This is a genomic window from Arthrospiribacter ruber, from assembly GCF_019343195.1.
Taxonomy (GTDB): domain Bacteria; phylum Bacteroidota; class Bacteroidia; order Cytophagales; family Cyclobacteriaceae; genus Arthrospiribacter; species Arthrospiribacter ruber.
Window position 1 is genome coordinate 1 of sequence record NZ_RPHB01000002.1, and the last position, 24,952, is coordinate 24,952.

At 39.4% G+C, this 24,952-nt stretch carries 16 protein-coding genes and 1 pseudogene; 5 read left to right on the top strand and 12 right to left on the bottom strand.

The window, feature by feature from the left end; translation table 11 throughout:
- Positions 1-286 precede the first annotated feature (286 nt).
- A complete protein-coding gene (locus tag EGN73_RS03040; protein ID WP_219287012.1) occupies positions 287-490 on the top strand; it encodes a hypothetical protein in 204 nt (67 codons plus the stop codon).
- Positions 491-622: 132 nt separating this feature from the next.
- Here EGN73_RS03040 and EGN73_RS03045 read toward each other — a convergent pair.
- A pseudogene (locus EGN73_RS03045) lies at positions 623-794 on the bottom strand (JAB domain-containing protein); the annotation flags it as partial.
- A gap of 96 nt (positions 795-890) precedes the next feature.
- On the opposite strand from EGN73_RS03045, the gene EGN73_RS03050 reads away from it, so the two are divergent.
- The gene (locus EGN73_RS03050) at positions 891-1,103 is read left to right on the top strand and encodes a hypothetical protein (RefSeq protein WP_219287013.1); all 213 of its coding nucleotides are present in this window, start codon (positions 891-893) and stop codon (positions 1,101-1,103) included.
- Between the two features lie 93 nt (positions 1,104-1,196).
- Here the strand turns inward: EGN73_RS03050 and EGN73_RS03055 are convergent, their stop codons facing one another.
- The 9 genes from EGN73_RS03055 to EGN73_RS03095 form a co-directional block, all read right to left on the bottom strand.
- The gene (locus tag EGN73_RS03055) at positions 1,197-2,036 is read right to left on the bottom strand and encodes a DUF2306 domain-containing protein (protein ID WP_219287014.1); all 840 of its coding nucleotides are present in this window, start codon (positions 2,034-2,036) and stop codon (positions 1,197-1,199) included.
- Positions 2,037-2,091: 55 nt separating this feature from the next.
- On the bottom strand, positions 2,092-2,667 hold the full coding sequence (locus tag EGN73_RS03060) for a Crp/Fnr family transcriptional regulator (protein WP_219287015.1): 576 nt from the start codon (positions 2,665-2,667) through the stop codon (positions 2,092-2,094).
- Positions 2,668-3,002: 335 nt separating this feature from the next.
- The gene (locus tag EGN73_RS03065) at positions 3,003-4,661 is read right to left on the bottom strand and encodes a RagB/SusD family nutrient uptake outer membrane protein (RefSeq protein WP_219287016.1); all 1,659 of its coding nucleotides are present in this window, start codon (positions 4,659-4,661) and stop codon (positions 3,003-3,005) included.
- A 10-nt stretch (positions 4,662-4,671) separates the two neighbouring features.
- Positions 4,672-7,848, bottom strand: coding sequence for a SusC/RagA family TonB-linked outer membrane protein (locus EGN73_RS03070; RefSeq protein WP_219287017.1), 3,177 nt, complete (start codon positions 7,846-7,848; stop codon positions 4,672-4,674).
- 808 nt (positions 7,849-8,656) lie between these two features.
- Complete coding sequence (locus tag EGN73_RS03075; RefSeq protein WP_219287018.1) at positions 8,657-9,592, bottom strand: purple acid phosphatase family protein; 936 nt, start codon at positions 9,590-9,592, stop codon at positions 8,657-8,659.
- A 4-nt stretch (positions 9,593-9,596) separates the two neighbouring features.
- The gene (locus EGN73_RS03080; protein WP_219287019.1) at positions 9,597-11,162 is read right to left on the bottom strand and encodes a RagB/SusD family nutrient uptake outer membrane protein; all 1,566 of its coding nucleotides are present in this window, start codon (positions 11,160-11,162) and stop codon (positions 9,597-9,599) included.
- Between the two features lie 96 nt (positions 11,163-11,258).
- Positions 11,259-14,570 carry a SusC/RagA family TonB-linked outer membrane protein gene (locus tag EGN73_RS03085; RefSeq protein WP_219287020.1) on the bottom strand — a complete coding sequence of 1,104 codons (3,312 nt, stop codon included), beginning with the start codon at positions 14,568-14,570 and terminating at the stop codon, positions 11,259-11,261.
- 93 nt (positions 14,571-14,663) lie between these two features.
- The gene (locus EGN73_RS03090; RefSeq protein ID WP_219287021.1) at positions 14,664-15,584 is read right to left on the bottom strand and encodes a FecR family protein; all 921 of its coding nucleotides are present in this window, start codon (positions 15,582-15,584) and stop codon (positions 14,664-14,666) included.
- Between the two features lie 43 nt (positions 15,585-15,627).
- Complete coding sequence (locus tag EGN73_RS03095) at positions 15,628-16,227, bottom strand: RNA polymerase sigma factor (protein ID WP_009036194.1); 600 nt, start codon at positions 16,225-16,227, stop codon at positions 15,628-15,630.
- Positions 16,228-16,714: 487 nt separating this feature from the next.
- Between EGN73_RS03095 and EGN73_RS03100 the strand changes: the two genes are divergently transcribed.
- Positions 16,715-18,853 carry an alpha-amylase family protein gene (locus EGN73_RS03100; protein WP_219287022.1) on the top strand — a complete coding sequence of 713 codons (2,139 nt, stop codon included), beginning with the start codon at positions 16,715-16,717 and terminating at the stop codon, positions 18,851-18,853.
- Positions 18,854-19,135: 282 nt separating this feature from the next.
- On the opposite strand, the gene EGN73_RS03105 is transcribed toward EGN73_RS03100, so the two are convergent.
- Complete coding sequence (locus EGN73_RS03105) at positions 19,136-19,720, bottom strand: GrpB family protein (RefSeq protein ID WP_219287023.1); 585 nt, start codon at positions 19,718-19,720, stop codon at positions 19,136-19,138.
- A gap of 746 nt (positions 19,721-20,466) precedes the next feature.
- The gene (locus EGN73_RS03110) at positions 20,467-21,441 is read right to left on the bottom strand and encodes a Kelch repeat-containing protein (RefSeq protein WP_219287024.1); all 975 of its coding nucleotides are present in this window, start codon (positions 21,439-21,441) and stop codon (positions 20,467-20,469) included.
- Between the two features lie 371 nt (positions 21,442-21,812).
- Here EGN73_RS03110 and EGN73_RS03115 point away from each other — a divergent pair, with 371 nt between their 5' ends.
- On the top strand, positions 21,813-24,488 hold the full coding sequence (locus EGN73_RS03115) for a two-component regulator propeller domain-containing protein (RefSeq protein ID WP_219287025.1): 2,676 nt from the start codon (positions 21,813-21,815) through the stop codon (positions 24,486-24,488).
- Entirely contained in the window at positions 24,475-24,876 is a 402-nt protein-coding gene (locus tag EGN73_RS03120) for a response regulator (RefSeq protein WP_219287026.1), read from the top strand. Before EGN73_RS03115 ends, EGN73_RS03120 begins: the two co-directional genes overlap by 14 nt.
- The last annotated feature ends 76 nt before the right edge of the window (positions 24,877-24,952 follow it).

Sequence of the window (24,952 nt, forward strand, 5' to 3'; positions counted from 1 at the left end):
GCTCTGAGTTCCGCAAAATATAGAAAATTGGCATAAACCTAATGTCGCTTAAGTTTTTGTTGATGGAACTGGTAAGCCAGGAAAAGATGCTCAAGGAATTGTATGAGGAAATATTACAATTATTATGAATCTTGATTTCTATTTATGAGAAAATTATTAACGTTTTTCTCCAAGTTTATAAGCAATTAAATAGGTCAATAATAAGTGATCTGAAAAATATATTCAATCTTACTACATGATGTATAGAATGTTTTTTTGGAAGGAAAACAAAACTTGGATCATTGTAATGAGCCTTACCAGAGTAAGATTTAAAAAACTGATTTTAAGCACTTGGCTTGAAAATGGATCCCAATGGATTGAAATTATTGACAATAAGGTTATTCCTTCAAAGGAAATGAGTAATCCTGCCATTCTTGAAGCGATTAAAAATAAAACACCCAATCGGTTTTGGATATTGGTTGCGGAGAAGAGTGACTGTGTAGGGAATTAAACGAAATAGGAATAAAAGTCTTTGGATTGGAAGGTACGAAGAGTTTGATATTTGTTTTAGGACCGCAAAGCTCAACAAATCACTTTTAGAAGATTCAGGCAAAAAAGGAGGCACCCCTCCCTCCCCTTCCTTCTACATCATGCCTTTGTCTGCAAAGCTGATTAAGCACTTCAGTAAAGATGATATGGTCCAGCACAATGATGTCCAGGTGTTTCCCGGCCTCAGAGAGTTTCCTGGTCAGTCTTCTGTCTTGCTCTGATGGTTTCAAGTTTCCTGAGGGATGGTTGTGGACCAGGATCATCGAGCAGCTCTGGTTTTCCAAATTAAAAAATATGTTTAAAATATCAACACAAAAAGGTCAATAGTATTAACAATAGATATTTTCGAAATTCTTACCCTTATGGATGAAAAAGAAATACAGGTCAATAAAAGGCTGGACAGCATCATTTCATCAAATCCGGATCCCTTTCCCTTTGAGCGGATCAATAAAGGAAAGGCACTCTTAAAGCTAATGGAAGAAATCAGGAAGTACATAGAGACGGATCAATGGCTCCATTTGGGTATGATATTAAAAGAGCTGGAAAACCATGAGATACAGATCATGAAAAAATGAGCACAAACACTCAGCAATCCAACTATTTGAAGACTGATAAAGCAACCCTATTAGAACATGCTCTTCCTTGCTAGACTAGATAAACTTAAACTATTAAAAATATGGAAACCAAAGCATCATTGATGCACCGAATATCCCAGTTGCCGTTACAAGGGTAAGCAAGATCAAGAGCATGGAATAAAAGACTTTTGGTAGGTCCCTACCACTTTTTTCCACCCGGAAATACATTTCCAAAAAGGCTAACGGAAGAATAAACTGTGCTGCATTTAATATGGTCAAAGCTGGCCCTTCAAATGTTTCGGGATCAAATCCTACAGGTCCTGAATTGACCAATAGCCAGAACATAAGACCTATTCTGAAAAACCAGACACCACTGGCAGCCATAAAAAGCCTGAGCCCCCATCTTCTATGGGAAGAGACCATGCTGCTTTTGGCCCGGCTGTAAACAAAGTAGGAGAAAACAATGATCAGAACACCATTGAATGCTGTAAGATTGGCATTTAACTGAGACCCCAAGGGTTTGTTGAGTAGGTTTATCAATATCCCAGTGATACTGGTCAGAAGCGCTACTCCTAGATATATTCTTCCATTTATCCTATGAAAGGCTGGAAAATGCTTCCGTAATGCGGGAATGAGCTGCAAAGGCCCTCCTATAGTAATGACCCCTGCCATAAAAATATGCAAGAAAACTATGGCATTGCTCCACAATCTACCTTCTTGATATCCGTGTGGCATGAAGGAATTCCAGGCTTCCCAGTCTCCCCTAAATGAAGCACCTCCATAAAGCTTTATGATATAAGCTGCAAAGATAACCTGGCCTATGAATGCTGTAACAAACCAAATTTCTGTATTAAGTTTTAGAAGTCCTTCAGCAGAATACCTATTGAAAAGTGTTGAAATGCCATGCTTCTTTATCTGTATCGGTGAACCCATATTTTTGAATTTTCACCAATTTGACAAAATGATTATAGCTTACACTTGACAAATGTTAAGAAATCAATTGCCTCCTGATGCGGCTCAGGCTTTCGGGCCGGATACCTAAGAATGAGGCTATATAGACGAGGGGGACGTTTCGGTTTATCATGGGATTTTTTTGGACAAAAGCTCTATATCGCTCTTCAGCGGTAAGGTTGCCCATTTCTGTCAACCTCTTTTTGTCTTCTTCAAGAAAATGTTGAAGGATCAAAATGGTGTAATCCTTTAGTATTGTGCTTTCTTTTAGCATGATATTTATATCATCCCTTTTGACCCTTAAAATGTCACAGGCTGTAATGCACTGAAGGTTTTCATCAGAAGGTCTTCTTTCCATCATTGCCAAATAGCTGCTAAAAAATCTGGGGCCTTCATTGATATCAACGGTGACTTCGAGACCTTTTTCATTTACATGAAAATTCCTCATGTGGCCGGACACTATAAAATTCTGATAGTCATGGACTGTACCCGCTTTTTCTATCAATTCCCCTTTGGAATAAGTAAAAGGCCTAAAATACTGAAGGCAAAGCTCCTTGTCTTTTGCTGTCATAGGGATCATTTGCTCTACAGTATCGAATAATGCCTGATGCATAAATAAAATTGGTTTGAAAATCCAAACTAAGCTAAAGCACAAAATCAGAATACACAAAAAAAAACGTGGTTGTTTATTGGTTCTAATTTTAATCTAAAATCCATTGAAAAAAACTCCCTAGATTTTCACTATTTTCTATCTCCTCAAGTTTGCATTATATGAATTGTAAATTCATTCCTATAAAAAGGCTTTGTTGCAAATTAAGCCTTCTTGAATAAAGGTTCATATAACTTTTTAGTACAATTAATTTTTAAATATAAACACAAAAAAAGCACCTCTCTAAAAGAAAGGTGCTTTACAAATTCCATTGACACTTTGCTTGGGAATTTAAAAACCTAATACCCGTTGTTCTGGGTAACGTTTTCATTCCCAACAATATCAATGTATAGCTGTGGGATAGGAAAGTACTCATGTTTTCCTTTGACAAACCTTCCATTAGTAAGATGAGAGCGTAGATTTTTCTCTGAATCAAAGTAAGTGTTCATTACTTCGTCAGCTATCTCCCATCTGACAAGATCGAAGAACCTATGTCCTTCCATGGCAAGTTCAAGCCTTCTTTCCAACCTTACTGCATTCCTGGCTACATCCGGGTTGTTCCATGGGGTTTGGTAGCTGTCTATGGCATACTTGGCTGCAGGCATTTGGCTGTTAAGAGCCAAAACAGGCTTAGTATTTTTGGCCCTGATCCTGACTTGGTTCACCAATTCTCTGGCTCCTTCCAAATTGCCAGTTTCTACCAGAGCTTCTGCTTTCCAAAGCAGAAGGTCCGGATATCGTATCACATAATAGTTAAGCGAGCTTATGTACGGCCATACCTTTACCTGAAGACTGGACAAAGCCGATACGATCCTTTTTTTGGGACCATATGGACCATAAGTACTCAGGTCTCTTGCCCAGGACGCTTCATAATTGATCCCCAGATCTAGGTAAGGAATACCTGGTCTTCCCACAGTATGGTCCAATCTTGGGTCCACATAATCCAGTTCAGAAAGGTTATTTCCGGCAACAGGAATACCTGATTGATCAACTTTATAGGCATTTATAAGGTTTTGGCTTGGCCTGTGAAAGCCATATTGCGGGTAGTGTGGGCCTCCCGGAGCTGAAAGTCTATCCCCAATAGCACCGTTAAAATGTCTTGGTTCTCCATCATTTACGGAAAACTGGACTGCAAAAATTATTTCCTCACTGTTATCGTTTTCCGGAAGAAATACATCTCGAAAGTCATCCAGCAGTCTATACTTTCCCGAATTGATTACTTCATCTGCTTCCTGAATGGTTTCATTCCATTTTTTCTGAAAAACGTATGTTTTAGCAAGGTAGGCTGAGGCAGTGTAGCGATTTGGTCTACCTATGTCTTGTTGGCTATCCGGAAGAAGGTTTTTGGCATTTCTAAAATCTGTTTCAATTTTTGACCAAAGCTCCGTATCTGTAAGATCTTTATTGCCTTTGTAGAATGAGTCTATTTCGATATCCCCTTCATCAAGAAACGGAACATTTTTATAGATTTTTTTCAATTCAAAATAATAATGGCCTCTAAGAAACAGCAGTTCTCCTGTCCTTACATCTTTCAACTGGGCATTAAAACCTTCCGAATTTCCCAGAAGGTACAATGCATAGTTTGTCCTTTTTATTCCTTCATACAATGCCAGCCATTTTCTTTGGACATCGGCAATAACAGGCGTTGTATTGAAGATTTCCATTTGGTGGATCTGGTTTTGATCGCCTGTACCTCCCCCTCCTTTGTAGCAGTCATCGGAAACGGCATCCCCGAAGCTCCAGTTGGAAGCGGGAGAATTAAAACCACTTGTGGCATTGTCAAACTGACCGTTCAATACGCTGTAAGCAGCAATTATGGCTCTTTCCACATTTTCAGGCCTGGTCATTTCAGCGGGAGAAACTTCTCCAAACGGTACTTCTTCCAAAAACTCCTGGGAACATGCCAACGTAAGCATTGCTCCCAAAATGCATAAGAATATTATTCTGTAAGATTTCATTTCTCTTGATTTAAAGTTTGATGTTGAGGCCAAGAATTATTGTTCTGGAGGGAGGGTATACACCTCTATCCACTCCAATGTCCAGGTTTCTATTGGAGCTGGAGTAATTTTGAAGGCCGATTTCAGGGGTCATACCGCTGTAATTGGTCAGGGTAAAGAGGTTGTTTGTCTGTCCATAAACCCTAAGTTCAAGTCCTCCCAGTTTATGAGGAGGAATGTTGTACCCAATTTGCAGGTTGTTCAGCTTGATAAATGATGCTTGTTCCACAAAAAATGAAGAGGGCCTGATATTTTCATTTTGATCATCAAGGCTAAGTCTTGGGATTGTAGCTCCCGGATTTTCGGGGGTCCATGCTCCCAATAGATCTGCAGATTTGTTGTAAGCAGACTGGTTAAAGAAGTGGGTTTTGTATTTGGTAAGGTTATAGATATCCTGACCAAAAGATCCGTTGAAGAAGAGGTTAAGGTCAAAATTCTTGTAATTGAAATTGGCATTAAATCCTATAATTGCTTTGGGATGGGGAGAACCTATTACAGTCCTGTCATTGGCATCAATTACCCCATCTCCATTTACGTCTCTAAAAATAAGATCGCCGGGTTGGGCATTCGGTTGTAGACCATAAGACTCAACCTCTTCCACTGATTGAAAAATACCTATGGCATCATGGCCAAAGAAGGAGCCAATGGCCTGTCCGGGCAAAGTTCGGGACACCTCCTGACCAAAATTAACTGAATGAAGGGAAGAGCCTGGAATTCCAAGATAACTTACTCCATCACTGAGCTCCATGAGTTCATTTCTGTAGAAGGAATAGTTCAGACCCAGATTGTAATACAAAGCCCCTGCATTTCCGGAATATTTGGCACCGATCTCCAGCCCTGTATTTCTCATTTTTCCGCCATTTGTCCAAACGCCGTCATTTGTCCCCCCATATGTCGGTGGTATTGGAGCATATACTAAAAGATTGTCAGTAATTTTATTGAAATAATCCATAGAAACAGACAACCTGTTTTCAAACAGTTCAACATCCACACCAATTCCGGACTGTGTGGTCGTTTCCCAGGTCAGGTTGGCATTAGCTACTCTTGTTTCCACGAGGCCTATCGCAACACTTTCCTGTGCACCATCTATGGCATAGTTGGAATGATGGATATTGTTCTGAAAGCTTGCAAGGCTTGAGTAGGCAGGAAGTTGCTGATTCCCTGTCATCCCCCAGTTAACCCTGACTTTCAGCTCATTGACACTTCTTCCCAGGTCAATGAAATTTTCTTCACTTACTCTCCATCCAGCTGAAAACGCGGGGAAAATATCCCATTTGTTATTGGAAAGTCTTGAGGTACCGTCATATCTTACTGTTGCAGAAAGCAAATATTTATCGGCGAAGGAATAGTTCACTTTCCCGAAATATGAAAGTAAATTCCATTGGTCGGCAACCCCTGTATTCTGTTGGTTATCTGTACCATAACTCAGGTACCTGAAATTTGGGTCTTCATAGAGAAACCCTTCCCTGTATGCAGATTTTGATTCAGCGTATTGTTCAATGGCTTCCTGTCCCAGAAGGAAATCCAGTCTGTTTTTTCCTGATTCTATACTATAATTCAGGGTATTGGTCCATGCCAGCTGATAATAAAATGAGCTGTTATCTGATAGGCTGTTTACTACTCTTAATGATAAAATTTCATCATACAAAGGGGCGAATGCCCTTCTGTTATAGTTTTCATAATCCAGACCCAGGTTTGTTCGGAAAGAGAGGTTTTTAAGGATTTCGGCTTCTCCATAAATATTGCCCAGAACCTTTATCCTGTTTCTGGTATTGTCCTTTTGTCTGGTCAATGAGCCCAGAGGATTGGCAATATCATTAAGAGGGTTACCTGCAAAATTTCCTTCAGTATCCCTTACTGGCACGATTGAGGGAAACTGAAACGCATCATATACTATACTTCCAAGTGAGCTATTGATTCCAACATCATTGGTTCTAGTCAGAGATGTGGTAAAATTCTGACCTATGGTAATGCGGTTCTTTATTCTGTATTCTGAATTGTATCTTATTGAAAACCGGTCAAAGCCGGTATGTCTTATAATTCCCTCCTGATTAAAGTATCCAAGGCCGAGCAGTTGTCTGGAATTTTCATCCCCTTTGGACACATTCAAATTATAAGAGTTCACTTTGGCATTTTGAAAAATCTCTCTGACCCAGTCGGTATCTCCGGAAGGAATTGTTTCAGCCTGGTTCAGGAAAATGGGAATCTGTGCCCTTTGAGGGTTATTTCCATAAATATCCGAAGTTGGATTTCTTCCATCGTTTAAAGATGCCTGCCAAAGCATGTCTCCATATTGTTGGGCGGAAAGCATTCTTGGCAAATTGAAGGCCTGTTGAATCCCGGAATACGCATCCAGGCTAACTGAAGTTTCTTCGCTCCTACCTTTTTTTGTTGTGATAATAACCACCCCGTTTGCAGCCCTTGAGCCATATATGGAAGCGGCAGAAGCATCTTTGAGTACTTGCAGGGACTCAATATCCTGGGGGTTGATTGAATTGAGCCCACCTGAGATTGGTGTACCGTCCACCACATAGAGCGGATCATTGTTGTTGACGGTTCCAAAACCCCTGATCCTGATTGAAACATTACCACCTGGACCATTATCAGAGAGCACTTGAACTCCTGGAGCCCTGCCCGCAAGCATGTTTTCGACATTGGCCACCGGAATATTCTTAATTTCATCCATGTTAACCACTGCAACAGCACCTGTCAGGTCCTTTTTTCGTTGGACATCATAGCCCATTACAACAAATTCTTCCAGAAGGTCTCCTTCTTCTTCTAGATATACAAGGATTGAAGTTTCATTGCTTATCGCAACATGCTGACTTCTGAAGCCTATATATGAGATGATCAGTTCCTTGGTCTCATCAGGGACCATGATCAAAAACTCCCCTTCAAGGTCAGTAATAGTACCAATATTTGTTTCGGGAACGAATACAGAAGCACCTACTACGGGTTCATTCCTTTTTGCATCGAGGACTTTTCCCCTGAGTTCCTTTTGATACAAGAGGTTATAGGTATCCGGAGAACCTTTCAATGTCGGGCTTAGATTCCCGGCGAAAGATGAATGACAGATAAGTACCAAAAATAGCACTATCCGCAAGCTACTGATTGCAGTATACCTGCTTTTAAGTAAAATAAAATTCATAAATTTAAATGTTAATGTTATAAGTCGTTTTATAGCTTAATTCTTAACCGGGTTGTTGGCGCAGCCCGGTTTTCTCATTTTGTTTGTTTCATAGGCTTACATAGGATTAGGTTTTTCAGATATTCTTTCAAGCAATGATATTGATGGCCACAGCTCCAAAACTTTGGACTGAAAAAATTCTTTATAATTTGGCTTTAACCGGACATAGTGAACTCATCAGATATCATTCTGCAAATCTATTTTTAATAAACATTTCGTTTATACCAGTTCAGGTTATGCTTATTTTATTTTATGTGCAGGTTATTTCAAGAAATCAGAAAAAAACTTAACTAATATTTAATTGTAAATAATTGGTAATATTAAAAATTTTCAATTAAGTTAATTTAAATAAACTTTTTTTTTAAATAAATGACATTGTTTTTATTTGGAAGGTCAATTCTCCATGAGTTCAGTTCATAAAAAAGATAGGCCTGTATCGGGAACAATAATTGATTTTTGCAAAAGGTTCTATTATGAATCGGAGTAGAACTTTAAGTTAAGTCTGGATACTTATACATCAGTAAAAATCAAGAAAATTTTAATAAACAGGATGAACAAGTCAAATCTATTGAATAGATATAATTGCTTTCCAAGAATGAGGTAGGGTCAAAAAAGTTTTGAAATTCGCAGATGGATTTTGAATAATTTTAATCAGTCATTCTATCCAAACTTTTGGTTTTCGATTAAAAGAAATTCCGGATGAAAACGTTTAATCATCCGGAATTTCAGATTATAGAGAAAAACTCTTTATCGATAAATACATTTAAGACTACTTTTCAATTTTGCTATGGTAGAGTGTTACTCCACTCTTATTGATGACATCAAACTCAATTTTCTCTTCAGTCAAGGAAAATAGGATAAAGCCTGGCTCTGATGCGGTGAACTTTGTATATGGCAGCGTATCACTTTGGGTAACTTCTGATGCCGACCCAGAAATCACCTGTTTGATTCCGTTATGCTCAAGGTATTGAAGGCTGTGGTCATGGCCGCTGATGTAAAGATCTACTTCTGAATGCCTTAACAAATTTTCCAATGATTTTCTAATGGACCTGGTGTCATAACCATTGGTCCTTCCACCTGTATATACAGGGTGATGACCTACTACGATTTTCCAGGCAATTTCGTCATCTTCTTCTTCAATGAGTTTCTTCATCCACTTTTTTTGGGCTAAGGAGTCGGACTTGGCAACATTGGGACCGTAGATAGAATTGGCATAAAATTCTGGGATGAGGCTATTGGTATCTATATAAATGAACAAAGCCTTTTTTCTACTTCCTTTTATAGGAATAGTTTTGGAGTAATACCTATCAGGCATGTTCCATCTTCTGGAAATGCGGGAGTATTCCACCTGGGCATCCGGGTCACCGAGGTAATCATGATTTCCTAAAATAGCGTACCAATCTATCTGAAGATGATAGCTTTTATAAATATCTTCAAATGAATATTTCCACAAGGGGTCAAGGATACTTCTGACACCATTAGGGTAGAAATTATCACCTGATGAAATGATAAAATCGGGTTTATATTTTTTCACCTGATGGAGAAGTTGATCAGCAACTTCCAGCTGCTGATCATCTCCATTTCTCCCCCAGTCACCAATAACTATGAATTTATTGGATCTAACAGTTGGGTCAATTGTCTGTGATTCAACCCTTAATACCAAGCCTGAAAATATCAAACAGAATATTAATAACCTTTTCAGCATAACTTTAATATCCGGGGTTTTGAATCAATTTAGGGTTGGTTGCCAGTTCACCTTGAGGAATGGGAAAAACCCTTCTGTATGTTTCATTGTTGGTTTTCACCGGTAAATTGGTTTCAGCATCTCTGCCCCATTCACTTTCAAATTTCCCAAACCTGATCAGGTCATTTCTTCTCCAGGTTTCGCCAGCCATTTCCCTACCTCTTTCTTCTAAGAGAATATCCAGATCAATGGCAGCCAAGGTGCTGGCATTCCGGATTGACCTGACCTGATTGACTAGCTCCAAAGGGTTTTGGCCCATAGGGTCATTTGCTCCCCTTAGCAAAGCCTCTGCTTTTAGCAGGACAAAGTCGGCATACCTGAACAGTAGGAAATCATTTCTGGAATCTCTGCTGGAAGTCCATGTTGGGTCTGGCGTGTATTTTACATTTCGGGCTCCTTGGGCAATCTGTTGTGGAGATCGCCCTCTATCGAAGGTTTCCACATTCACAAATGCAATCTCAGGGTCCAAAAACACATGGTAATCCCCATCCATCATGGGGCTACCATCATTATAATATTGGTGTCCGACCAACCAAATCCCATTTCTGATGTCCTCTGGATCCTTTTCGAATAAATAGTAAAAATCTGCCCAGGTATGTTGACAATTACCAACGCTAATTGTAGTCGGCAATCCAAAATTCACTCTGGAAAGCGGGTGCAAAGGAAATCTCCCTAACCTCATCCCATTGGCACCAAAATTTTGATCAAATGGGATTGCGAATATGGTCTCTTTAATATGTGGTCCGTTGTTAAAGCCAAACATTTCCATGTAATTCTCCTCAAGATCAAAGGGCTGGTTAGCCCCGTTTTCACTGGCACTCATTATGATGTTAATGGAGTTTACTGCTTCTTGATACTTAGCTGTTCCTGTATATACTTCAGCATTGATATACATTTTTGCAAGAAGAGCATGGGCCATCCAATAAGTTGGTTTCCCGTATGTAGCTGTACCTATTTCTTTGGACAGGAAAGGCAAAGCTTCTGAAACTTCATTTTCCAGGTATGCAAAAACTGCACTTCGGTCTGAATTTCCAGGTAGTGTAAGCTCCCCATATTCAGGGCTGATAGGAACATTTCCAAACAGGTCCATCACAAAGAAATAATAGAGTGCGCGCATTGTCCTGATTTCTGCTACGGTCCCGTCCTTTATTTCACCCTCACTGGCATTTTCCAGGGCGGCCAGTATTTCACCACAAAGGCTGATACCTCTATACGCCCAAGTCCAAGTGGAATTGATATGGGGGTGTGTTTCATCCCAAGTGTGTAGATTTAGCTGTATGTACCTTCCCCCATCATAATAATCTGCTCCTCTGGCAGTAAGGACTGCTTCATCTGTTGTCAGTTCCTGCAGGTAATAATAGTCAAGGGCTATATTGTTTCTCAGCTGTACATATACAGGCCCGGTTACGGAGGCAAACTCTGCGTCTGATCTTGGAAACACATCTGAAGTATAGCTGGACTCTATAGGCACATCAAGGTCCGTGCAGGCCAGTAGTCCCAGTAATAATAAAGCACTTAGTATATTTTTCATTTTCATGTTAATTTTTATTCAAAGAATTCTGAAATGGTTCAGCTTCCATCGATATTTCTGGGCTTTCCCTTTGAATGGAAGCACTTTTTAAGGTTTTTAGAAATCCAGGGTCAATCCCAGCAGGAACCCTCTGGTCATAGGGTAAAAGTTATTATTGTCAAATCCCGGAGTCAACCCTCCAAGGTTTACCTCTGGATCGATTCCTGAATATTTGGTAAAGACAAACAGGTTGTTGCCTGTGACGTAGACATTCAGGTTTTTGAAATTTTTGCTGTTTACCATGGGAAAATTATAGGCGAGTGTAGCATTGTCTATCCGAAGAAATGATCCCGGCTCCAAATAGCGGTCAGAGTAAAAATTGTTATTTACATCTGTCATGGGCTCATCCTGGGCTGAAAGAGGAATATTTCTTAAATAAGCCTGACTGATACTGGAGAGCACAGCTCTGGTAGAATTCAGGACTTGATTTCCATAAACACCTCGTATGAACACATTCAAAGACCAGTTTCCGTAAAAGAAGTTATTTCCTATACCATAGGTGAATTTGGGTTGTGCATGTCCCATAAGAATGGCATCAGCAGGAAATCTGGGTGCTGAGGTTTCCCCACCATCCGCGGTGCGGAAAGTTGAAATGCCATTTTCATTTCTTCCGGTCCATTGGAAAAGGTTGAATAGACCTATAGGATAGCCTTCTTTGATCAATTGGGTGGATACTCCGCTCACTCCTGCTCCAGAACCACCTGCTGTAGGAATTGAATCCAGCTGGTACTCAAAGTTTGAAAGCTTTTCTACCCTGTTTCTGTTGTTCGATATATTTCCTGAAACCTCCCATGCAAACTTTCCTTTTTGCATTAGGCTGGCTTGCAAAGTAAGCTCTACGCCCTTATTAGAAATTTCTCCCACATTTGCAGTCATCGTGGGATGTACAAATAATGTGGTAGAAACCGGATAATTGAAAATAAGGTCTGAAGTATACTTATTGTAAACTTCAAGGCTACCATTTACACGACTGCTGAAAAGTGAAAAGTCAATGCCCAGATTGAACATAGAAGTTCTTTCCCATCTAAGGTCGTCATTTACATTGGCTACAGAACCTAATGCCTGTTCATAGACCCCGTTATTGTAGTAGGTTCCTGAGCTACCAAACCTAAAGACTGTCAAAAGGGGATCAAACCCAAGAGAGTTACCGGTAACACCATATCCGGCTCTGAGCTTTAGCTGCTGTAGCAATGACTGACCGGAAAGGAAGTTTTCCTCATGGATCAACCAGCCCACAGATGCTGATGGGAAGTTGCCCCACCTGTTGTCCCGGCTGAATGCAGAGGATCCATCCCTTCTAAGGGAAACCTGTAAGAGATACTTGTCATAAAGAGAATAGTTTACCCTGGAGTAGAATGAAATTATCCTCAATGGTACCTGTAGAAAATTGCCATAATCCACCCTCAATGTATTGGAACCCAAAGCCAAATTCTCAGCTCCTGTCACATCGGAAACAAAGCCTGTATTAGTGGCCTGAAAGCCATCATTATTGACGTCGTCCTGCCAGGAATATCCACCCAAAATTTTCAGTTCCTGGTTCATCGTGTTCAGGGGAGTATATTCAAAGAATGATTCAAAAACCTTTCTATTGTTCTGAACACTGAACCTTTTGGCTATGCCACCTACCTGCTGGCCAGAATAGGAAGTTCCTTCATAGCCAATCGGTAATATGGATTCGCTGTTCTGGTATTGTTTTCCCTCGAATTTTTCCAACTGATACGAACCCAGTACATTGATATTTAACTGCTTAGTCACATCAAACTTTGCTGATATAAATCCCAGGATTGTATTGTTTTCCCTGCTATCCTGATTCAGTTCAAGAATACCCAAAGGGTTGAAGTAATTGGAAGTATGGTCGATGGTATTTTCTTTAAAACTTCCATCTTCATTTCTTACATTGACCGTAGGAAGATAGGAGACCATTTGCCTGTAAACCTCTCCTCTCACCAGCTTCTGCCGATCAAGTGAATTGGTCAACTGAAAATTCAAATTCAAACGATCATTGAATCCCTTTTGGTTTAATGAAAACTGGGCTATTATCCTTTCTCTTCCGGATTCCCGGATAATTCCTTCCTGGTTAAAATAATTGAGGCTGGCATTGAAAGTAGCTCTATCTGTCCCTCCTCCATAGCTAAGGGTGTGGTTTTGACTGATGGCCGTCCTTGTAACGATATCCTGCCAGTCCGTATTTACAAAAGCAGTATCCCCTTGATTTATTGAATAGTCGTTGTCATTTGGAAAAAGGCTTTGGCCGTTTTTGGCAAGATAAGACCTCAGTTCGTCTCCTGTCATCATCCGAAGTGAATTGGAGGCTTGTTCTACACCTGTATAGGCATGGTAACTAAAGCCGTATGTAGGTTGTGCTTTTCTTGTAGTGACAAGAATTACACCGTTGGCAGCCCTACTTCCATATATTGCAGTGGCAGATGCATCCTTCAAAACTTCTATGGATACTATGTTGTCAGGAGATACCAAGTTGATAGAAGCACCCGGAACTCCATCTATGACATAAAAAGGCTGCTGTGCGGCTCCTTCTCTAAGTGTGGAAGCTCCGCGCAATACAATACTCGAACCTCCATTGGGGTTTCCGTCTCTGCTGATCACCAATCCTGCCACTTTACCCTGCAGCAACTGTTCGGGGTTTGCAATGACTCCCCTATTAAATTCTTTGGGAGCAACACTGGTTATAGAGCTTGTTAATTTTTCCCTGCTGACTTCACCGTAGCCAATTACTACAGCTTCATCCAAAAGATTTTCCTTATTTCTCATTCTGATGGTCCAGTCACTGCGGTTGCCCACCGGGACCTCCAGAGGTTCATAACCAAGCATTGAAAATATCAGTACATCATTTTCTTCAAGGCCTTCAAATCTAAAGTTGCCATCAAAATCCGTCACCTGACCACTGCTTTTACCTTTTACCTGAATGGTGACCCCAAAAAGTGCTTCGGAGGTCTCCTCATCAATCACTTTTCCTTTCACTTCAATTGAAACTTTTTTTGGCTTTGATGTATTTGAAGTGGCGTTTTTTGATGCAGACTGTATAAAATACACCCCTCCTCTTTTTTCCACAAGGATGTCTTTGGATTTGGTGAGTTCGGAAAAAAACGTTTCCGCATCATTTGCTAGGATTGATTTACTGCTGACTTTTAATCCATCTAGCTCTTTGGCATCATAAATTATATTCAGATTGAAATTTTTCTGAAGCATACCCAGCGCTTCTGACAAGTGGATTTCTTCAGCTTTTGCATATCCCAATGTCCCTGATCCCTGGGCAATGGCATAATTGGTCAAAAGTAAGAGCGCAAAACTCCCACAGATGCTGAGAAAGACACGATGAATTTGTACTTTCTCCAATTTGTTTTTTTTCATTACTTTAGCGATTGATTAGTTAATAAAAGGTTATTGATGGAAACCATTTCATTCAATTAGCCTGTCCCGACACCTGCTCCAACAGGTGTCGGGTTATTGAATTTCGTAGTTTTTCGATCCTGTTTTTTTGATTTTCAAGTCATATTTGGAGAGTATACTACTCAACACATCAATTATGACTTCCAGGTCTAAGCCTGCTTCCAAATTGGCACTTAATCCCAGCCCCGTACCATCCGGGTAACTGATCTGTACATCATAATAGCTTGTAAGAAGATGGGCGACTTCTTTAAGGTCTGCATTGTCAAAAACAAGCCTTTTAAGTTTCAGGTCCTGATAGTACTCCGTTTTGCTTTGGACCACAGTCCCGTTTTGTCTATTGATTTTTAGCTGTTCTGATTGCTCAAGTGTGGCTACAGATTTCCCTTTGTAGGCGACGGTTACTTTGCCACTTGCTACCGTAATGCGCTGCTCGGGAAACTGGCTATAAGTCTGTACTTCGAAGGATGTGCCAAGTACTTCTATTTTTGAATCATCTGCTGTGACACTGAAAACTTTATCCGGATTTCTTTTTACATCAAAAAAGGCACTGCCCGACAAGGTTACTTTTCTCTCCTTTTCAAAACCCTTTTGATAGCTCAGGCTAGAGTTTGGTTTTAGAAGTACAAAGCTGCTATCGGGCAACAAAAACTCTTTGAACTCCCCTATCTGAGTACTTTCTACTACTTCCTGATATGAGCTGCCAACAGTTTTCCAAAGCAATATTGTCAAAATCAAAAATGGCAACAATATAGCAGCGACTTTCAATACAATGGACTGAAAAACTTTTCGTGGAGGTCTGATTGCGGCCATGGCATTTTTCTTTGCCCTGGACACTTTTTCTAAATTAACATCAGGCTTTTCGGAACCTGAAGCTGCAATGCCATCCAACCAATTTTCCAGTAATTGTTTTTCTGATTCGTTGGCAGTCCCATTGAGGTATTTATCCAGTAAGCGGGATATTTTGTGATTTTCCAAGAGTACGTCGTTTGGTAGAAGTACCCCGAGGAATCCATTTCAACTATTCAAAAAATCGAATTAACAGAAACTTAGCAATTGGAGTAGAATAGTAACAAGTAGTTAATACTTTGGTAATCTGAGGAAGGATTTTGTGTCTTGCTGATGCGATCTGATTGCGTACAGTCTGTTCAGAAACTTTGTTAAGTAAGGAAATCTCTTTGGCAGTATAGCCTTCCAGTTCATGTAATAAAAAGACCTGCCTTTCTTTTTCCGGCAGTACCAATGTCTGGGCATGAATCAGTTCAAGCAATTCCTTATGCAGAAGATCTTTTAATGGCAGGTCAGATTTTTCAATCTGATGAACAAGCTGTTCCAGATGTTTTTTACGTATTCCCTGACTTCTGAAGGTTTTAAGGATTTTCTTTTTTAGACAGGAGAAAAGGAAAACTTTCCATTCAGTCCTTATCGGAAGTTGCACTTCTCTTTTTTCCCAGATATCCAGAAAAAGCTCCTGAACCAAATCTTCAGCTTCATTTTCATCCTCTAAAATAGAAAAGGCATATCGAAATAAGGAGCTCCAGTACTGATCGAACAAATACTCAAAAGCCTTTTCATTCCCGGAACGCAGGTCTTCCCATAAATTCCCCTCTGACTTATACATTTCTAAAATTCTTTCAAATCCAAAGTTACCAAATTTTAGAACCGGGAATTGATACTTATGAGAATGTCACAGAAAGTTCATTCTGGATTAATAGTATATTAACATCTCTTGAAAATTGTAGCTTTTATATTTATTAAATATCCGACAAAACCGAAATGGCTTTAGCTCTTCGATCATATAAGTCCATACAAATATCCTTAGAACCAATCTGCTCTACGCCTAAGCCAACATTTTGAAAATGAAAAATTTCCAACAGAGCAAAGGCTTAACCTTTGAAATGGAAATTGAAACTTAAGCATGATTGTGAAACCCTCCTTTCCACGCACTGAACTGCTAAAAAGCATACAGTTATTACCAAACCCCATCACTTTGTCCCAATAAAATATCCCCTTATCCAAATTTTAGAAGGTTAACAACATTTTTCTATTAATTTGATCCATTGCTATTTACAAGGCAATTTTAAGTTTCCTCTCAAAACCGACCTACAATGAACCTATCAAAAAAACCAATTGCATGCCCATTGCTTCTATCAATCATACTTCTGCTAATTGTTTTCCCATTGAAAGCAAATGCACAGGTCAGTTGGCCTGATTCCCTGGAGTGGTGGAAAGCAAATAACCTAAGGGTTATACAGACCAATCTTCCTGCTTATGAAGCTGCTACCTTGGATCCGGATTCATTGGTTACAGATTTGATTCATTTTTCCGCCAACACCTTGATTATAAATGCAGGTGGTATCATGGCTTTTTATCCGACCAAACTGGAATATCACTATACCAATCCTTTTATGCAGGAAAACATGTTGGGAGAGGTGATCAAAAAATGCCATGAAAACAGTATCCGTGTAATCGTCCGATTTGATTTCAGCCGTGCCCACAAAAGTATTTTCGAGAAACACCCAGACTGGTTTTACATCTCCCCGGATGGCGAACATATCACCAATGAGGACCTCTATACGGTTTCAATCAATGCTCCCTACGAACAGGAACAAATCTTCAACATTGTAGAGGAAGTGATTGACCTTTACCCCATAGATGGTATTTTCATCAATATGCCCGGTTATCAGACAAGCAACCCTTACATAGGTAAATATTACGGCATAGATCAAAATCCCTATGATCAAAAGCGCTTTAAGGAATACAGTGGTGGAATGGAATTGCCCAAGGTAGAAGACCGCAATGACCCTGTTTTCAGAAAGTATGAAGAATTCAAAAAATTCACTGCTGACGACATCATCAAAAGATTAAACCTTTTGGTAAAGTCCAAAAACAAAAATATCGCCATATGTACCTATTCAGAAGATCATGTTGACATCATCCGCCATGAATCCCAGACCAATTCCTTACCCTATTGGCCATACAACGCATCGGACAATGTTAACAATACCAGACATTCCTTTCCTGACCATATTGTCAGCAATGCCAGTATTCAGCAGATTTCTTTCCAGTCAAGGTACAATGCCATAGAACCGGAAGAAGTGGCCATCAGGTTATATGAAAATATTGCTCATGGTTCAGGGCTTGATCTGAGCCTCATGGGAGATTTCAGAGACTATGAGGACGAGCGTAATTTTGAAGTTTTCAGAAAAGTGTACGCCCACCACAAAAAATATGAGCCTTATTTTGGCCACTACAAATCACCTGCAAAAGTCGCTGTCATAGCACCTGGCTCTTGGCCTTCGGGCGAAGCCGCCCAGGAATACAGAGGAATCCAGCTCATGTTGTTAGAATCACATATCCAATTTGATATCATAGAGAAGAGCCAAATCGCTCAACAGGAAAAGGCCCTTAGCAAATACAAGGTGGTGATTTTGCCTGAAATATCTTCTGTAGATCAAAATGCATTGGCTACTTTGAAAAGATTGGTCAATGACGGAGTCCATATCATTGCTACCAATCGCTCTCTTTCAGACCATCCTAAAATATTAGATGACTTATTTGGTGCCAAAATAAAGGAACTGAACCATGATGGAGCCGGGTTTTACCTTCAACCTGATAATAAAAACCTCTTCACTCGATTTGACAAACAATCTCTCTTGTTCTGGAAATTCAACCTAGGGCTTTATGATTTTGATGGGGCAACAGAAACGCAACTACCTATTTTAACACCGGGTATCCCCGGACCTCCTGAAATCATTGGCGGTCATGAACCTACTGGATTCCATGCTGTTGGCATTAAAAATCACAATAGCGGAAAAGCGGTTTTGATGCCCATTAATTTGGGAAGGCTTTATTTTCTACATGGCTACGAGCAGCATAAAAATCTACTCTTGGATTTGTTAGACTATATTTTTCCGGAAGTGGACCAACTCATCAGGACCAATGCCCATCCGAGAATTGAGGTGATTTTACAAAACTATGCCTTGAACACCCCTGAGAATTATGGCAATGAGGCAAAAGACGGTATGATCCTACATTTAGTCAATCTGACAGGATTTAGTGGAAATACTTATTTTGACCCTTTACCGGTCTTTGATACAGAATTTGAAATTCGCACTGAATTTAAGCCTCAACGCATTTGGAGCATGGTTAGTGAAAAAGAAATTCCTTTTACATTTCAAAATGGCAGAGTCACTTTAAAAATAGATAAAGTCCAAGAGTTTGAAGGACTAGTGATGGAAAGGTGAAGTTTAGCCCATAAAATTTAGAATGAAGAAAATTCACCTGCATCTAAAAATCCAAGATCGCTAACTCTAACCATAACAATAAAAAATATCCCACTTCATTCTTGTGAAGGAAATCAGGAAGTGCATAGAAACGGATCAATTGCTGCTCGCGGGGATGAAATTAAAAGAGCTGGAATATCATGGGATACAGATTGTGGCAATATGAGCTCGAAAAGCCAATAGTCAAGTTGTTTGAAGAAAGGTAATTGAATTCTGAAAATTATGATCTGTCCCAAATTTCCCTTAAGCTTCCTGATACCATTCCAAGGCCAATTTTTCAGTAGCTTTTATAAAATCATTTTTACCTGCATTATATTCAAAGTGGTGCTGAAACTCTTGTTTGGCCAATTCAATCTTTAAAGTTTGGTATTCATTTCTTTTTTTTGGATGTGCCCTTAGAAAATCTCTGAATGCAAGATGCCTTATCCATTCAGGACTGTCTTTTACCAATACATGGATATGAGTTAAAGAAAAGAACTCTTTGCCTGCAATATATTCCTCATTTAGACCGATTACTTCAGGGACTTCAATAGGTACCAAAGGTTTCAATTTTCCAAAAAGGCGTCTTTCAGGCAAAATGGCTTCATATATTTTGAAATAGGTATAGCCATTACCGGTCATTGGACCGATCACCTGATCCAATTGCTCTTCCTGGTTAAGCCCTACCATAATATCAATTATCGGTTTTGCCATTAATCCCGCCACACTGGTACTCCCAATATGTTCTATTGCAGGAGAAAACTGCTCCAGAAGATCCTTCAATTTTTGTTTCTCGGTTAGGAATAATCCAACCCATTTTGGATTGTAATCTTCAATAATGATTTTCATGCTAATTTTTTCGTTCGGGATAGCGCTTATTTAATGATTTTCAGCAAAAAGCCTCAAAAACTTTAATGGATCTACTTTTTAAATAACTTACCGGTCAGATGATAGCAGTTTTTAACCCATATTATTTATTGCTTGGTAAAGGTGTGCAATTTACAACAATGTTCTGAACGGGCTTTCTGATGAATTGACCAATAGTAGAATTCCAACCCAAGTAAAAGTTAACCATGTAAATTACCTGGCCGGGCATTTATAAAACTCACAATATGGAATAGTACAGATTTCCTGGTTCAGAGCAGAATTTAAAAAACATAGGTGTATGAGTTAAGCTGATGAAAGTCATTTCATCCAACTCTTCAACAAGTTCACTCAGATCATCTTGGCTAAAGGTCAAAATCAAAAATTACTTCACCTTAAATAGGGCTTGCTGAAAAAGTCTCAGGTATGCCAGATTCAAAGCGGGCGAATGAAGATGTATGCTTATACTTCGAGTGAGCCCAATGAAGAAGATGGTATGCCTGAGGCTAGCCTTAAAATTTCGAATTTTAAAATTTTAAGGAGCACGGAAATCAAACTATAACATTGAATAAGCGTGCACCTGCTTAAAAAGAAAATACCTGACAAACGGGGTATTCATCAAAATTTAAAGCATTTATTCTTCAGTTGGCGTTTTTCAGCACGCCCTAAATAAGTGAAGTAGTTATTTCCTATCTGTGGGTTTTAATCTGATAAGACGGCCCGTCTCGATTTTATTTCCACTCCAGACATTCTATGTCATTCAACTCCGGTCCACCTCCACGGTTGGCACTTCCTGCAGCTACAAAGACTTTTCCTTTCCAATATACCACTCCTGTCCCATGTCTACCTTGGTTGAGATCAGGCAACCTGGTCCAGGTCTCATCTCTGGTATCCAGAACCTCAACTTCAGAATGTCCCTGAACTTGTTGAATACTTTCACCATTCATCACCAGAAGATAGGGCTCATTTCCGATACTTGAAGTCCCTCCCCTTGGTGTTGGCAGGTCTGCACTTACTGTTGACCAGCTATTGGTTTTAAAATCAAAATAATCCACTTCCGGAATGGTCAACTCCAATACTTTTCCTATTTCAGCATGAGAAGTTCTACCTCCGGCAATGTAGGCCCTATCCCCAACCAATGAGGCTGAAAAATGATCCCTTGGCCGGGGAGCATCGGGCAATACTTTCCACTCACCTGTTTTGGTATCATATTCATCAAACCAGGGAACAAATCCATTCCAGTGGCCATCAATGATGCCACAGACCATGTAAATTTTATCTCCACGTGTAAATACCCCGGCAGATCCCCGACGTCTGCTTTCAGGGATTTCGGGTCCCTTTCTCCAGCTATTGTCTTGGGGGTTAAAAATCAAAAATTCCGGGATTGGGGTTTCATGTGGATAAGGACCTGTAAAGGCACCTAAAACGTATATCTCATTTTCGAAAGCGATAGCCTGAAAATGATGAAATTCCATTGGGCTATCTGCAAGTATAGTCCATTCATTTGTCTCAGGGTCAAAAGCTTCCACAGGCCTTTCTCCTCTTCCACCCAGTGCGTAGAATTTCCCATTACACTCCACAAGGGAGTTTTCATGTCTTGGCACAGCTTGGTTGGCTGCCTGAAGTCTTTTCCAGTTAGCCCCAACGGATTGTGCTGAAGCTACGGATGATACAAGAATAAGAATGGTCAAAAGAAAAGGTTTCATAGGTTTGTCGGTTTGCTGGAATGAACAGGAAATTTACATTTTTTAAACCAGAGTTTCAATTTCAATCTTCAAACTTGATTTTCCTGCAGTCAAGTAAGTTGGCTTTTGAAAGGTTTATCATATTATTTATTTCAGATCAATGTATTTCAAAAGTATAGTTCTGTGTTTTCAGAAAACGACAAAAAAAAACTTCACATCCACTTAATCTGACCGGGCTAAAAAAAATAATATCTGTAAAACATGATTTACTATGTAAAATTCAAATTACACTTTATGAAAAAACACCTATAATTAATCCCTAAAAAATTCTTTTAATACAGAAACAAATAATCTACATTTGATTAAATCACCCACTAATCGAAGGTTTGAAAATGATGGACAAAGCATCCTTGCTCCAAAGGATTTTATTCGTTTATTGTACCCTTTTACTAATTTCTGTCCCGCCTTCTTTTTCTCAACAATGGAATATTGTTGAGAAAGAAACTGTTTTTGTAAGAGCTGACTGGAACAATTCCAATGAACTTCCTGTCAACACTGTTTTCAGAACTGTACAGGACCAAAAAGGTTTTGTGTGGATGGCTACAGAAGAAGGGCTTGTTCGGTTTGACGGAAGGTCATTTAAAAACTTCAACCATACCAATAATCCAGACATCCAAACTCCTACCTTCAATGACCTGACTGCTTCTCAGTCCGGAGGTGTTTATGCTGCAAATTCAAATGCTCTTGTACATGCCTCATTCAATAAACTTGAAGTCTTTAACAGCCCAAGGGAACTAGGTCCCGTAAGGTTTACTTCTATTGCGGAGACATTTTCAGGGGAAGTTTATTTAGGAACGCAGAACGGAACGCTCTTTTTGTTTCATGAAAATGAGTTCAAGCAAGTGTATCGTCCTGACACCTTAAAAACAGGTTATATCAGGGAGCTGGAAGATTTTGGTGACCACTTATTGCTTGGAGGGATAAATGGTTTTTTTTCATTTGATAAAAAGACAGGAAAATTCCATGAATATGAATTGCTATCAGGAAAGGATGTGAAGGCTATCCTGATAACACCTGATCGTGAGGTTTACATTGGAACACGGTTACATGGTCTTTATCTTCTAAAAAAAGGGTCTTTGACAAAATTGGAATTACCTGCTGAAGGAGATCTGGAAGAAATCAGTGCACTGGAGTATTCTACTGTTGACAGAAGCATTTGGGTTGGAACTTCCTCTCAGGGAATTTTTAAAATAAAAGGAAAGGAAATCATTAGGCATCCTGATCTCAGCAAAAATTTAAATGAAGTCTGGGATATCTTTGAAGACGATGAAGGGGCCATATGGACCAGTGGATTGGGAATTGGAATTTCCAGATTCAGTTTATCAACTTTTGAAATCTTAGGTGAAAATTCAGGGTTAAGCCATCCCATTATTCTGGCAACAATGGAAGATAGTAAAAAAGGACTTTGGTTGGGGACTCCTGGAGGTGGGCTCAACAGAATAACTTCTACTGGAGTTCAGCACTTTACTACCAAAGAGGGGCTAAGCCATGACCTGGTTTTGAGCCTTGCCCAAAGAGATAATGAGATTTTTATAGGCACAGGTAAGGGATTGAATAAAATCAATTTAAACACACTGAAAATTGAAAAGGGCTTTTTGGACAAGCCTGACCTTGAGGAAGGAGTTATTTATTCCCTTCTTAAAGATTCAAAAAACAATATATGGATAGGCAGCATCAATGGTACTCTTTCAAAACTTGCTCTCGATGGGAGCTTAAAGACAGTACAATTAAATAAAGAGCTGCTGAATGCTAAAATCATTTTTGGCATGGAAGATTCCAATGGGCTACTTTGGTTTGGCACATTTGGAAATGGTTTTTTTTCAATCAATAAAAAAGAAGAAGTCATACATTTCCCTGTATATGACCTAGCACCCTCTCAGATGGTTACCGGAATTTTAGAAGATCCTGAAGGAGACTTATGGATCAGCACACCTGATGGTCTGATTTCATTTTCAAATGGCCAGATGCATATTTTCGGAAAGAAAAACGGATTTCAGTTTGACGGGATTTTCAAAATGATTCCTGATGATGATGGATTGGTCTGGATGAGTGGAAACCACGGGGTTCAGAGTACTTCTATAAAACAACTTATGGAGCTGAAGAAATCGAAGGATGAAAATCACCGGATTGCGTTTAGGCTCTTTGATAAATCAGACGGTCTGATGAATAATGAATTCAATGGAGGATTTCATCCAGCCGGATGGAAGCTTTCAAGCGGATTAATTGTCTTTCCTAGTATGGAAGGTGCAGTCATCATAAACCCAAAAAAAATCAAAGAACAGCGTTCTCTTACCCCACCGTATCTGGAATCTTTGAATTTTGAGAATCAAGAGTTGCATCTTAGTGAGGATATACATGTGCCTGCGGGAGTCAATTTTTTCAATATCAGCTACGGAAATATTGAATTCGACAAACCTAAATCGATCCGATATACATATAGAATCAAAGAACTGGGTCCCCAGTGGATAGACAACGAAAACAGAACAAGAGCATATTTCACCGGATTGAACCCAGGGAAATATGAGTTTCAGGTCAAAGCCGAACAATTCGGGGTATTTTCTGAAACCACTTCATTAAGTTTTACCATAGAGGCTTATTACTATCAAACCATTTGGTTTAAAATTTTGGTCATACTATTCGTTTTCATAATGGGGTTTGGGGTTAGGACGCTGATCATAAATAAGCGAATGAAGGAAGAACTTCAGCAAAAAATCAAATTACAGACAAATGACCTCCATGCCAAAAATGAAACTTTAATAAAGGCGATGGCCCATTTGGAAAAACACAACAGACTATTGGAAGAGGTTGCCTGGACCCAGTCCCACCAATTCAGGGGACCTCTTTCTAAAATCCTTGGGATGGTTGAAGTACTCAAGAATTATGAAAAGTTTAAACATATAGAAAAAACCAAAGCCGAAATTTTAAATGAAATTGAAACAAGCTCTAAAGAACTTGATCAAATTCTTCGGAAATTGAATTTAAAACTCGAGGAGCATGAAGCAGAATAACGGTTCCAACATCCCTGTCATCATAATTGATGATGAATCCGGTATATTATTTCTGCATGAATTGATGGTCGAAGAAAGCAATCTTTCAGACCAAGTATACTCTTTCAGGAAACCTTTAGAAGGTCTGGAATTTATTAAAGAGGCTGTTCAAATCAGTAAGCGTGTCTTGGTTTTACTCGATATCAATATGCCGGAAATGACTGGATGGGAACTGCTTGAAAAGCTGAATGAACTGAATATTACCGATCAGGTCAATGTTATCATGGTTACTTCCTCCATTCAAAAAGCAGATCGGCTGAAAAGCCAAAATTATCCTACTGTGAAAATGTATCTTGAAAAACCCATTGATCTGGAAACGTGTCATTTGATCAAACAGTCCTTATTGTAAAGTGGACAAGTAAAGTCCAAATAACTTACGTTTACAAAACAACCCTGAATTAAAAGTACAGATCAATAAAAAAGAG